Origin of the sequence: Ruminococcus sp. N15.MGS-57, from assembly GCF_000980385.1 — a bacterium.
GTDB lineage: Bacteria > Bacillota > Clostridia > Oscillospirales > Ruminococcaceae > Hominimerdicola > Hominimerdicola aceti.
In genome coordinates this window covers 1-13,110 of sequence record NZ_LARF01000028.1, presented here as the reverse complement: position 1 = coordinate 13,110, position 13,110 = coordinate 1, and the positions used below count along the sequence as shown (strand labels likewise).

Here is a 13,110-nt window from a genome sequence, read left to right as displayed (position 1 = left end):
TTCATACAAAAAAAATAGCCGTGCGTGATTTTTTCCGCACAGCCATTTCATTACATATTCTTATCAAGCTCCAAAGTCGTTTTCTCACGCTTTGTGAGCTTTTTCCATTGTGCTTTGTACTCTGCATAGACCATTTTCCACTCGGCTTCATCAGGAACATATCCACCGAAGCAGGTCTTTTCAAAAAGATCTATAAGACCACCAAGCTCAACTCCACGCCTCTTAACAAGATATTCTCTTATCATTTCAGGCGTGTATCCAGATAGCTTGTCATTAGAAGCTATGGTCAAAAGCCTTACCACCCGCCTGTAAAGCCTTATGACCTTTTCTCCGTTATCTCTGAATTTAAGTGACAGTCTGAAAAATACCTCGATAATTCTGTTAAGGAATACGAAAACCACAAGCACAAACGCTACACCGATAAACAGTGCGATCCTGCTGAAATAGCTTACAAAAGTTGAAACATCAAAGTTCGTACCATTTGCACTGTAGTCACGCTGATAGCCCGGAACTGTCGGGTCAAAAGTCATCCAGCCAATGCCTGTGATAAAGACCTCTACAAAAGCGTGAGCGTGGCTATCTCTTACCACAAACTCTCCACGTTCATTCTTTTCATATGCTGCAAAGCCCTCAACATATCTTGCTGGAAGTCCCAGCATTCTCGCCATAAGCGTCATGCTTGTAGCATAGTTCGTGCAGTTTCCACGCTTGCTCGTGAAAAGAAAATATGCTATAGACTCATCGTCAGGCTCATACTCATTATCGTAAACATAGCCGTTCTGCTCAAAATAATCCACAAGCGCCTGAGCTTTCTCATAATCATTTTTGCAGTTTTCCGTTATGCTTTTCGCAAGAGCCTCCATTTTTCCACCTTTATCGTCATATGCAGAAACGTCTGTGTACAACGCATATATCTTATAAATATTCCGCGCTTGATTTGATGTGACATCTCCGTTTGTCAAACCATAAGAAAGCAGCAGTTTGAACTGATTTTCGGTCATATCAAGATTTGCCGCAGCCTGTCTTTCGCTCTCCGTTTCAGGGATATACTCAAAGCTAATGCCAAGCTTATTTCCTGCGGTGTCATATGGTCTGTAGACCTCGCTGTGAGTTGTTTTGATATAAACGTTGTTCTCCCCTGGGGTTATCATCAGTGGAGCAGGGATATAGCTAGGGGCAAAGCTGTCGCTGAACTGATTCATGACTGCCTTTTCACTGAACAGGTCATCAGGAAACTGTGACTTGTCCACGCCAAGATCCTTGGTGTAATCCTTATCTGCAAGTGACTTTGCTATGCTGTAAACATAGCTCGGTGAGTTCACCTCGTTGTCACCGTAAAGATGAACATTTTTGTCAAAATCAAAATCGTAGAAGCTATCGTCTGTTACCCACTTCTCGTTTCTGAAAAGGTCAAAGGATTGTCTGCGGAGGTAAATGACCTGTTCATCAGAGGTTGTGGTGAAGTTGAAAAGTATCTCGCCCGTTGCGTCTGCGCCAAATCTTGGGGAAGACTCATCACTAAGATTGTCATATGTGCCACTGCTTTTGATATTCACATCAAAGAAGTTGCTGTTTTTTTCAAGATAAGATGTCTTTGAGGAAGTCGGCATAAGCATTGCAAGCGCACCCACAAGGGTAACGAAAACCGCCGATGCCGCCACATAAGAGCCGTTTATGACAAGGTCATGCTTGCTCTCGTCTGAAACAAGTCTGCTGTGCACCATAAGTGCAATGAACACAGTGAGCATTATGGTTATGTCAAGAGTATCCATTGAGTCGGCACGCTTTCCGTAAATAAAAAACGGAAAAAGCACAACGAGCATCGTTCCAAAGCTTCTATAGCGCACAATGGTGAAATAGTAAAGCACCGAAATGATAAAGAAGCCTAGTCCCACAAACAGAAAGTAGAAATATTCATCTATCTGACCTATCTCCTGCCTGTTTACATAAAACCAATTGATAAATGATTTTCCAGAATGTTCAAATCCAGCACGAAGAAGCTGAAAGCCCAAAAACAGCACTGCCACCATAAGGGCGGTATAGACAAGACCTCGCAGGACTTTTTTCGGCTTCAGCCACTCAAAAAGAGCGAACAGCAGACATTCATAGACCACATATCCAAAAGTATAAAGTCTGACATTGTCTACAAGATAGGTCTTAAAGATTATGTTCATGACCACTGCTCCAAGGAGCAGCGGCAAAGCATATTTTGAAAGAATATTCACAAGGGTGTTTTTTATCTGAGCAGTTTTAGTATTCAAAAGCCACACCCCCTATGTCATTTTACGAAACTCGAAAGTTTCGTCTACAAGCCACATATTTTCTGTCTGCTTATCAAGGCCGCTAAGACGTGTCACTACAAAAGAGCCGTTAAATTCTTCTATAAGAGAAGAAAATTCCCCCTGAGAAGTCGCCATGCAGGCTGTGAAGCATATAGGAGCTGTCTTGCCTATCTCATGAGAAAAGGCAAAACGCTTTTCCTGCGGATATGGTGCTATTGCCGCAAGGTCGTTTTGAAGCTCTATTATATCACCTGCCTGCTTTATTTTCATGCTTTTCCAGCCGTCAAGATAATAATTATACTCACTCTCGAAGCCCTCCATGATAAGCATTGAAAGCATTGCAAGGCTCGCTTCGACTATATTATCGATATTCATAGCAAACATAGGGTCATGATCTTCGCTTGGTATATCAAGGAAAAACGCCTGACTTGAAGCCGTGACCTTTTCATCAAGGAGCACCATAAGCTCGTCACGCTTTGAAGAAAGCTTCCAGTTTATTCTTTTCAGCGGGTCGCCTATCTCATACTGTCTGTGGTCATAGCCCGGAACGCCTGTAAGGCCAAGTGCATTTTCATCTGATTCGCTTTCGTTATCGTCAAATGAAGCGTTCTCGGAAGTTGCTTTAAGAAGCTCTGTTTGAGAGCCAGTGTCAGGGATATTCGGCATTATCTTTATTTTTCCCACGGCTTTTTCATAACGTGAACTGTCAAGGTGCAGGGTGATTATTCCAAGATAGTCATGCAAACGTATGCTTTTTATTTTCACTGTGCCAAGACCTGCATAGCGTGTTTTCAGCTTAACGCTGACGCTTTGCTGTCTGCCGCCTGCCACGATAGTTTTAAATTCAAGCGGGCTTACAGCACCGATATTATCTGAACACTCTGCCGTTACCTCAACAACGCATGAGGGAATAATGCGTATTGCATTTAAAAGCATTATGTCAGCGTCAAACTCCTCGTTCTTTGCACTTATTTCTGTGGAAAGCTTTATGGCTGCCACAAGTTTACGCTTGGTAATGAGAAGTGCCACAAGAGATATCACAAAGGCTATAGCTAAAAGATAAAGCACAAGCGTACCACCGTTTCCGTTTATATAAACTCTAAGCAGTATCGCCACCGCCACGCAGGTAAGATAACCTAAAAGATTTTTCATGGGGTCATATCCTCTATTTCTCTATTGCGTCAGGTGATTTTACTGTAAGAGCGATATTTTCAAGAGCTTTCCTTTCATTTTCAAAGGCGGATTTGCCTTTAGGAGAAAGCATAAGTCTATGTGCAAGAACGTCAGGCATAACAGCCTTGACATCATCTGGCATGACAAATCCTCTGCCCTGAACAAAGGCATAGGCTTTTGAAGCTTTGAGAAGTGCGATGCTTCCACGTGGAGAAACGCCAAGCTTTACATAATCTGAATTTCTTGTTGCAGTAACAAGGCTCAGGATATATTTTCTCACAGAAAGCTCTGCGGTTACATTTTCAGCGTAGCCCATAAGCTCACAGACGTTTTCAAGGGTCATGACAGGCTGGATATTCTTTGCAAAGCCTGATCTTTCGGCTCTTGACATGATATCAAGCTCATCATCATATGAGGGATAGCCCATTGATATCTTCATAAGAAATCTATCCATTTGGGCTTCAGGCAAATGATAAGTGCCGTAAGTTTCCACAGGGTTTTGTGTGGCAAGCACCATAAAGGGCAATGGAAGTTCATGAGTTTTACCGTCAATGGATATCTGATGTTCTTCCATGACTTCAAGCAAGCTTGACTGAGATTTTGGGGAGGCTCTGTTTATTTCGTCTGCCAAGAGGAAATTGCACATTGCCACACCCTCTTTATACTCAAGCTCATGAGTTTTCTGGTCTATCATAGAAAAGCCAACGATATCGGACGGCATAACGTCAGGGGTAAGCTGGATACGGTTATATTTACCGTCCACTGACCTTGCAAGGGCTGATACAAGCTGAGTTTTGCCTACTCCAGGCACGTCCTCGATAAGAACATGACCGCCGCAAAGCATGGCTGTGATTATTTTAAGCACAGAGTCTGTCTTGCCGACGATAACTTTTTCGATATTATCTGTGAGAAGTTTTACCTTTTCGTTCAATTTTTTTATCCCCCTTTTTATCAGGTGTTCTGTTTGGTGTGAGCGATATCATTTTTCTTTTTAAAAGCACAACATTTTCGATACCTGTGGTATGCGGGAACATATCAACGGGCTGGATAAGCTGTGCTTTATAGCCTATTTTTGCAAGAAGCTTCAAATCACGCTCGAGAGTTTCTATTTTACAGGAAACGTAGACTATCTTTTCAGGTCTGAGTTTGCCCAAGGCTTCAACAAATTCTTCTGTTGTGCCTGCTCTTGGAGGGTCAAGGAAAACTGTATCACAGCTCTCCCCTGCCTGCGCAAGCTTTGTCATGAACTCACCTGCGTCCTCATTATAAAACCTGATATTGTCAAGCTTATTGAGCTTGGCGTTTGAAACTGCGTCCTTTATGGCTTCGGCATTAAGCTCAACGCCTGCCACGTCTGCACCGCTTTTTGCAGCGATAAGACCGATAGTACCTGTTCCGCAATATGCGTCGATAACTTTATCGCCTTTTTTAAGTTCGGCACAGGAAACTGCCTGAGCATAAAGTTTTTCGGTCTGCTCGGGGTTTACCTGATAGAAAGAATGAGGTGAAATTCTGAACTTACAGCCGCACATCTCGTCGGTGATATAGCCTTTGCCGTACATTATAATATCACGGTCGCCCAAAGTAAGAGGAACTCTGCCTTTATTAACGTTTTGGACGATAGTGGTTATATACGGGTGTTTTTCAGTAATAGCTTTAACGAAATTTTTCTTTGCAGGAAATATGGGGGTAGCTGTAACTAGCACGAGCATTACCTCGCCTGTTGTTTGGGAGGTACGGATAAGGGTATGCTTAAGAAGACCCTGATCACTTTCCTCGTTATATGGAAGGATACGGAAGTCAACCATAAGTTCTTTAAGGGTAGCGACTATTTGCTGTGCTCTTATATCCTCCAAAAAGCAATCGTCAGTTATTACCATGCTATGGGTAGAGGACTGATATACTCCTGAGACGATACGCTTTGAGCTATTGACCTTATAGACAGTTTGGACTTTATTTCGATAATTATAGGGGTCGTCCATAGTTATTATCTGCTGAGGTCTGCAAAAGCGGCTCAACATTCTATCGGCTTTTGCCTGCTTCCATTCTATTTGCTGGGCGTAGACCTTATCCAACTGACAGCCGCCGCAGCGTTTAAAGCAGCTACATTTTTTCTCGCCCGTTGACTTATCGATAGTGGTATGTTTATTCATCACATTTACTCTTTTCATTATGTATAAATTTTATTTTAAGTATACCATTTTATATGAATAATGTCAACAAAGGCGGTTATAACAATTAAATTTAGCAGTATGCTCATGGGGTATAGCTAAGGTGTGTCGGTATAAATATTCAATTTTCAAGCTTCAGACGGAGTGCAGGAAGTGCTTTTTTGTGCGATCAGAACCTCTCATCGTGTTCACCTAACTCACGTTGACAAAATGTTTCCTCATACACTGTCGCTCCGCAAGGTTTCCGATTTGTGGTGAAACCCCTTCTACTTATACACGAAAAGTGGGTATTTTGTTGCAGAAAAAATGCAACAATTGCAGAAATGTTGCCAAATTAAATTATAAATCATTTGTTTGCACAAATTTTGGGGTGTGAATTGGCAGATTTGACGGAAAACACATGAATAATGTATAGTATTTGGGTATAAAAATACCGCCAAACCTTAGTCAAGCGGTTATTTGTATTATTCAATATCGATAAGTCCTGCGTTGAAACGAAAATTGACCCACACGCCCATGTGGAGCGTGGCTGGGATAAACTACAAAAACATAACGTCAGCATAATATTTCAACTCACACGCTCACGTGGAGCGTGACCGCCTCGCCGTAGCGGAGCGGTTATTTGTATTATTCAATATCGATTATCGGCTCCCACCGATAATGTCCGTTACACTCTTTATTAGTGCAGACAAAGTAATGTGCCTTATCTGCTGTTGTATTCACAGGAACATAGTAGCCGTTATGGCAAACAGGACACTCAACTTTTTCGCCTTTTTTTAACTTTGTGAGAATATCATTTTCTTCTGCCATGAACATAGCCCCCTTTTCTCCAGTTAAATTCAGGATAAACGTCTTTTACTGCAAGCTTTGAACACCACGCACAACACTTGCTGTGGTCTGAGCGGATAACGTACACCCTAAGTCCTGCGATGAAACGAAAATTGACTCACACGCTCACGTGGAGCGTACGTTAAAGTTACATATTTAGCAAAAGTTTAATTCTAAATAATCAGGCATTTCCAAACTGTATGGTACATAGCCAGGATTTTCTGTGAATGTTTTATCCTTATCATATTCACCATTTACATATTTATCTAAGTTAATAGATTGCTCTAAATATTCAAAGTTCCACTCAAATTTACAAGCTTCCCAAATAGTCATATCTGAATATTCTGCAGAAGGACTACTCAAAAGTTCTTTAAGCAACTTTTTTTCTTTATGCGAAAGTTTCCAAAGCTTTTGGTCTTCTGCATTTTTATTATCAACATAATCTGCTGAATTAAATAAAATTCTAACCACCTTAGCAGCATCTCCATAATAAACGGAATTATAAAATTTGAAATAAGGATGTCCCTGCCTTTCAGAATCGGGATTTACAGCGATACTTACATTATTCTGATTATCCCTACATACAGTTGACATTTCATCTAAGTATTCTTTCAAAAATAATTTAATCATTGCATGATACCTCTCTTTTTTTACATTATCATATTTCAACTCACACGCTCACGTGGAGCGTGACGGAATAAAGAATGGGTATGTTGTGCTGGGAATTATTTCAACTCACACGCTCACGTGGAGCGTGACCCAGAAATTCGGAAAACTGGATTAAAAACATTTTATTTCAACTCACACGCTCACGTGGAGCGTGACTGTTATAATCATTTTCAATATACTTTCTCACAAATTTCAACTCACACGCTCACGTGGAGCGTGACCAATGAGTACAAGGACGGCTGCAACAACTGGGAAATTTCAACTCACACGCTCACGTGGAGCGTGACCACCTGGGTGTGCAAGGCTTCTGCAGATTTACCATTTCAACTCACACGCTCACGTGGAGCGTGACATACCAGGATAGCTATAGCCCTTATACTTCTTGCAATTTCAACTCACACGCTCACGTGGAGCGTGACTTGGTAGCCAACCCTATCAAGCTTTAACGTGTCCCAATTTCAACTCACACGCTCACGTGGAGCGTGACTCACCCTCCCAACGGCTCAAGAACATCTTGTTCATTTCAACTCACACGCTCACGTGGAGCGTGACTTGGTCTTGAACCCAGTCAGAGTCATACAAAGATTTCAACTCACACGCTCACGTGGAGCGTGACTCTCCACCTAGTACAAATAAATCTCCCCTGTTGACAATTTCAACTCACACGCTCACGTGGAGCGTGACAAGATAGAAATTCACCAATACCTTTGTAAGAAGCATTTCAACTCACACGCTCACGTGGAGCGTGACGAGAACCATGATTGTCGAGAAGGCGGTCAACCCATTTCAACTCACACGCTCACGTGGAGCGTGACACTTGATGTTGTGTATATCTGGTGCTTGCTCAACGTGATGCGGACTTATTTTTTTATTTAATGGGTATCGGTTTGATTTTGTTCACTGTGCATTCATAAATAGCATGGCATTTTCATGCGAACTTACTAGGGATTTGTGGATCACTTGGGGTACGCAGGTCAAAATATTAGGACACCTTCGGGGTCATAGGTCTCTTTGGTGCCGTAGTGTTCTACTCTATGCTTCCAATTGTTGCCTAAGTAATATATCCGCAGACTATCATGCTTTGGGTCTATTATTTTCAGAAGTTTATCTTTCACTTTCAGAAAAGTGCCATAGTCTACGTCTATTTCAAACACGCTGTTCTGCACTCGCTGTCCATAATTTTGACACTCTTTCGACACTTTTCTCAGCCTTGTTTTACCCTTATTATCTGTTGTTGATACATCATAGCTTACTAAGGTCATCATTTATATCACCTCTATTTCAGCAAATAGTTCGGGTACTCATCTAGCTCGCCACGGATATATTTTGCGAGAAGCGAGCTTTGCACATATGGGAGTAGCCCTTGCTGTATCTTTTCGCCTAGATATGGGTGGACTATGCTTGTGCGCTTACGCTCCTGCCATGCGGTGAGGACTTTTTTCTTGCCCTCTTTGGAGAGGTATACTGCGCCACTGACCTGAGTTTCAAAGTCCTCGGGCTTTATCATTTTCAAGTTTATCATAGTAAGCACAAGTCGCTCCACCACGCAACGAAATTCCTCTACAAGATCGCAGGACAGGCTGCTTCTGCCTGAACGCAGGGCGTGGTAAAAGCCGAGGCAGCTATCAAGTCCTACGCTTTCAAGGGCTGATGTATATGATGAAATTGCGATAGTATACAGAAACGAGAGCATGGCGTTTACTCTGTCGAGGGGTGGGCGTTTAGTGCGGTTGGCAAGGTAAAAATCTTCTTTTTGGTGGAGTATCAGTCGGTCAAATATATCAAAATATGCCTTTGCACAGCTTCCCTCTATACCCATGATGATATCTTTATCGGCAGTTTCATAGACGGTCTTTATGCCGTTTTCAAGATATTTTATACAATCTGTAAGCGCTCCGTCACTGTTTATATCCGGGTTATCGTGGAGCGAACGTCTGATAAGATAACGTGTATTTGAAAGCTTTGCGGCGACAGTATTCCTGATAAAGTCGAGCTGAGGAATAGAAAAAAGCTCAAACTGCTCTTTTCGCAGATAGACGTTGCCCTTTGTTTTGCCCTGAACTCTTGCGAGAAATTTACCTTGAGGAGAAATAAAATTAACGGCTATGCCATATTCTGCACACTTGCCCATGAGCGCAGGTGAACAGCCCGAATAGCTGAAAATATAGATATCCTCGATATTGGTAAAAGGCACACGGAACTTCTCGCTGTCCTCTGCCCTGCACACTATGTTTTCGCCGTCAAGTGTGAGGTAGGCAGTTTCTTCGAGAATATAAAGTGAATTGAGCAGTTTACGCATTGTTTTCGCCTCCGTTCATGGAGAAAATCGTATTTTTCACGCTATATTTCTTCACTTTTGGAAAGCACATATCCGACAGTGAACAGCCTGAACATTTCTGACCTTTTACACGCTTTGGGATAATATCCGCTGCAAGTATCTCACGCATTTTTCCAAGATAGTCGCAAAGCATTTTATCATACTCTGCGCCCTGAGTATCAAAGGGCAATTCTGATCGTCTGCGCACATCTGCATAGTACAGAAAACATCGGCTATTGCAATGAAATACGTTATCCACGCAAAGCTTCTGCGCATAGACTTGTATAGCGTCGGTCTGATTGAACTCCCCTGCTTTGGGTCTGGTGGGTTTATACTCCACAATTTCCACACGGAATGTGCCGTCCAGGGTATCTATATAGTCGCCGCATTTGTCACGGACGAACTCGATACAATCTACAACTCCGAAAATATTGTACTTAGTGTCATCGTTATACACTGACACGTCACTTCGGACGATCTTACGCTTATTTTCAAAGTTGCGCTCACCGCTGTGGACGTTCTCATGGAGGAGGTTTGCTTTGACGACAAAGGCGTTTTCAGCCCAATCGTCATTAACTTCTAAAAGAGCAAACCTGCGTGGACAATACATATAATGCTGTATGTCACGGATATTGATAGTTACATCTTCGCTCATCAGAGCTTTTCAATTAGGGTAACGCCCTCAGGCATATCCTTATCTATGGAGATATCATAGTCTGAGTAATGTCTTGGAGTTGTCACGCCGTCTTTGAGCTTAACTGACACCTTGTCAAAGAGGATATGTGCAGGGGCATTGCCCAGGGCGGAGTCATGCTTGAACACGATAAGCTTACGCATACAGAGCTTTCCTCTTGCGGCACTTCTGTCATGCTCGAACATATTGATAATAGATGTCCAAAGAAGCTCAAGGTCGTCCTCGCTAAAGCCTGTTATCTTCTGAGCGAGCATTGCGGAAACATAGCCCTCGCCACGATAAAGCGCATATGGAATTATGCTCTTTTTGCCCATTTCGGTATCTCCGGTCTTTTTTCTTTCTTCTGTTGTTTTTGCCTGCCTTGTGATTGTGATATCCTGCGCAAAAACGGGGTCGATACTTCTTGCAAAGTTGAGCTGTACAGGACCCCTTACAATGCCGCATGGATCGTCACCTGTACTCATTACTGCACCGAATGTTCTTACGTCAAAGTAGTTCTGACAGATGTAATCACGAGCCTGACGCTGTACGTCAGCAGGAGTTTCCTTTCCGCTTCCCTTTAAGCCTAACTCGTTATATGCTTCTGTGAACTTTGTGTTGAGTGCCCTATCTGCCTTGATAAGGATATTGTAGCCTGCTTCGCCCTCTTTGGTAAGTTCTACAAAGTTTCTTATCTTTCTTTTAAGGCACACGTCTGTAACGATACCGAGGCTTGTTTCAGGGTCTGTTCTAGGCATATTGCCTGCGTCAGGGTCGCCGTTTGGGTTGCCGTTCTCAACGTCAAAAAGCATTACAAATTCATATCTGTTCTTGATTGCGTTTTCCATAATATTTCGTCCTTTCTTTATTCTTCTGATTTTGCTTCGGGTTTAACTTCAGAATTTTCTGCTGGCTTATCTTTTGATTTTTTGGTATAAAGCTTTCTATTCTGCTTGGCATAGGCTATGATAAACATTCCTTGTTCGTCATTAGAAAGGGTATGAGGAAATTTTTCCTCCAAATCAGCTATTATATCAAGGATAAGATTTTTATAATAGTTGCGTAACTCTATGCTCTTATATTTTTTTAAATGTTTAAAAGATAAATCAACAAGATGTGGAAACACTGTTACAGGTCTTGAACAAGCTGATGAAAAATACGAATCAACTATTGTCGTATTAAGTGTTCCTTCCGAAGTATCCTGCTGTATCTTCTCAAGCACTGCAAAAAGCGCACCGCAGAGAGTGGCTGGATTTTTGTTGTCAAGTTCTGGTGACATTTTTATTACCTCCTTATTATATTTACGATTAATGCAGCCCCTTATCAAGCCTGCCCTTACGTCATTGATTTTTATAAAATGGTTGTTATCTTCGTTGCTGTCGGTCTTGACCCTTGTTATTACTGTGGAAAGAAGTTCGTCAGGGTATCTTGTGCCTTTGAGTATAGCTTCAAAAAGTGCGGCGGTGAGAGGTGACGGAACTTTTTCTTTGGACGATTTTGGTGAGATAAGCTCACGCTTGATACGTTCAATGCTTACTTGATGCTGACCCTCAGTAAATGAGATATCCTGCTGATGTTTGAGTACATTGTCAAATATCCTGCCGAACTTATCGTGGAAGATGAACTTCTGGGATATTCTTGAACTGTTTGGGGTAAAGCCTGCAACGTAAAATTCTACGTTAGGGTCATAAGGCATATCGGCTGTCCTGCCCTGTTTAAGCTGGGTCATGACAGCGTTTATGTTTCGGTCGGCTTCGGTCACAACGGTTTTATTTAATTCGTCCTCAAATCCGCTGAACATACCGGCAAACATATTGCATTCTTCTGCATCGTTCTTCTTCATTGCGAAATAGACTATTGTCATATCGTCAAAAGTCTTGTAATGGCTTCTGTCAGCAAGTAGAGAATTAAGCGCAGAGGTATACATTTTCATGGCTTTCTCAGAAACATTGCTGTTGTATGACTGCTTCTTGCCATAGGACTCAAAGGCAGATTCTTTCATGCCAACGAGGACACAGCCTGAGGACATTCCGCCTTTGATACCCTTTATTTTATCATGGATACGGGCTTGCGGGAGCTTCTCACCAAGAATGGAACAGGTGGATAGTTCGGTATCGTCACTGTCGCTGTCGGCGCTGAGCTGGGCGAAATAATCCTCATAAGCAGCTTTGAATTTGCTGTCATTGTGAAGCTTAGTTTCAGGTGATCCGTCAAGTCCAAACTCATAGTAGGAGCTTGAATACTCCTTGCCTAGGGCAAGAAGGTGTGGGTTTTGGGTTTCCTGCTCAGGTTCCCATGTACGGAGAAAGTTAAGATAGGCTTTGCAAATAGGTGAGTCGATATTCTCAAAAAACTTCTCATTCCATTCGCAAAAGCATTTGTGTGATTTTGCCGCTTTGTTGGTAGCGTCTGTAGGAGTCAAAGTTCCTTTATCATAGTTCAGACCGAATATGTAGAGTGGTCTGTGTTCGATAGTATTTTTGTCTATGCCCGGTTTCTGCGTTCTTACAGGAAGCTGTTCCATTACTGGATCATAGACTGTTTTTGTCTTTTTATTTTTCAGAGGGATAATTCGGGGTACTCTCAAATCGTTTATTGCGGCTATCTTGCCCTCGGGGGTAAGAAGAATTTCAAAGTGTATGGCTTGCTTACATTGTAGGTTTGTCAATCATATTGGACACTATTATTAAGAAATTCGATAGGCGAAAACCATTTGAGGGGACGCATAGGACGGTTGTTTGTTCGACTTAAACGTGCAGCTAGCTGCACGTTTAAGTCGTCGCAGGAATAAAACCTATGGCACGAATAGAATTTGTTGTGATCTTCTCGGTGACTGCGCTCTACTTTGCCATTGTGCCTGGGCGTATATGGACGAATGAGTTTGTGTTCAATGCCAAGTTGTGAGAGCGTATTCTCAAACAGCGTTTTCTTGTCTCTTTTGCTTGGCGAAAAGCGGTTAGTAAATTCAAATCCATTGTCGGTCTGAATACATTTCAC

General features: G+C 42.2%; 13 protein-coding genes and 1 CRISPR repeat array. All 13 genes read right to left on the bottom strand.

From position 1 onward, the window contains the following. Nucleotides 1-50: 50 nt before the first annotated feature. Nucleotides 51-2,261 (bottom strand): DUF4129 domain-containing transglutaminase family protein, encoded by a 2,211-nt coding sequence (locus WS40_RS07130; protein ID WP_046441404.1) that lies wholly within the window; start codon nt 2,259-2,261, stop codon nt 51-53. A gap of 12 nt (nt 2,262-2,273) precedes the next feature. Then, on the bottom strand, nt 2,274-3,434 hold the full coding sequence (locus WS40_RS07125; protein ID WP_046441402.1) for a DUF58 domain-containing protein: 1,161 nt from the start codon (nt 3,432-3,434) through the stop codon (nt 2,274-2,276). A 13-nt stretch (nt 3,435-3,447) separates the two neighbouring features. Beyond that, the gene (locus tag WS40_RS07120; RefSeq protein WP_046441400.1) at nt 3,448-4,386 is read right to left on the bottom strand and encodes an AAA family ATPase; all 939 of its coding nucleotides are present in this window, start codon (nt 4,384-4,386) and stop codon (nt 3,448-3,450) included. After that, nucleotides 4,355-5,608: a 23S rRNA (uracil(1939)-C(5))-methyltransferase RlmD gene (gene rlmD, locus WS40_RS07115; protein WP_325208474.1), complete on the bottom strand. Its 1,254-nt coding sequence runs from the start codon at nt 5,606-5,608 to the stop codon at nt 4,355-4,357. Before rlmD ends, WS40_RS07120 begins: the two co-directional genes overlap by 32 nt. Nucleotides 5,609-6,253: 645 nt before the next feature. Continuing rightward, nucleotides 6,254-6,436, bottom strand: coding sequence for a hypothetical protein (locus tag WS40_RS07110; protein ID WP_022286932.1), 183 nt, complete (start codon nt 6,434-6,436; stop codon nt 6,254-6,256). Then, nucleotides 6,420-6,542 (bottom strand): hypothetical protein, encoded by a 123-nt coding sequence (locus tag WS40_RS11510; protein WP_265290752.1) that lies wholly within the window; start codon nt 6,540-6,542, stop codon nt 6,420-6,422. The genes WS40_RS07110 and WS40_RS11510 overlap by 17 nt, the downstream gene beginning before the upstream one ends. Before the next feature lie 68 nt (nt 6,543-6,610). After that, nucleotides 6,611-7,084 (bottom strand): hypothetical protein, encoded by a 474-nt coding sequence (locus WS40_RS07105; protein ID WP_046441398.1) that lies wholly within the window; start codon nt 7,082-7,084, stop codon nt 6,611-6,613. Nucleotides 7,085-7,116: 32 nt separating this feature from the next. Further along, a CRISPR array of direct repeats spans nt 7,117-7,938; the repeat unit is 32 nt; unit sequence ATTTCAACTCACACGCTCACGTGGAGCGTGAC. A 159-nt stretch (nt 7,939-8,097) separates the two neighbouring features. Continuing rightward, a complete protein-coding gene (gene cas2 / locus WS40_RS07100) occupies nt 8,098-8,388 on the bottom strand; it encodes a CRISPR-associated endonuclease Cas2 (RefSeq protein WP_041337298.1) in 291 nt (96 codons plus the stop codon). 11 nt (nt 8,389-8,399) lie between these two features. Next, entirely contained in the window at nt 8,400-9,422 is a 1,023-nt protein-coding gene (cas1c, locus tag WS40_RS07095) for a type I-C CRISPR-associated endonuclease Cas1c (RefSeq protein ID WP_046441395.1), read from the bottom strand. Continuing rightward, nucleotides 9,415-10,095, bottom strand: a complete 681-nt coding sequence (gene cas4, locus WS40_RS07090; RefSeq protein ID WP_046441393.1) for a CRISPR-associated protein Cas4 — start codon at nt 10,093-10,095, stop codon at nt 9,415-9,417. Before cas4 ends, cas1c begins: the two co-directional genes overlap by 8 nt. After that, complete coding sequence (gene cas7c / locus WS40_RS07085; protein WP_046441391.1) at nt 10,095-10,961, bottom strand: type I-C CRISPR-associated protein Cas7/Csd2; 867 nt, start codon at nt 10,959-10,961, stop codon at nt 10,095-10,097. Before cas7c ends, cas4 begins: the two co-directional genes overlap by 1 nt. A 17-nt stretch (nt 10,962-10,978) precedes the next feature. Further along, nucleotides 10,979-12,781, bottom strand: a complete 1,803-nt coding sequence (cas8c, locus tag WS40_RS07080) for a type I-C CRISPR-associated protein Cas8c/Csd1 (RefSeq protein WP_325208473.1) — start codon at nt 12,779-12,781, stop codon at nt 10,979-10,981. Further along, nucleotides 12,778-13,110, bottom strand: coding sequence for an integrase core domain-containing protein (locus WS40_RS07075; RefSeq protein ID WP_279007304.1), 333 nt, complete (start codon nt 13,108-13,110; stop codon nt 12,778-12,780). Before WS40_RS07075 ends, cas8c begins: the two co-directional genes overlap by 4 nt.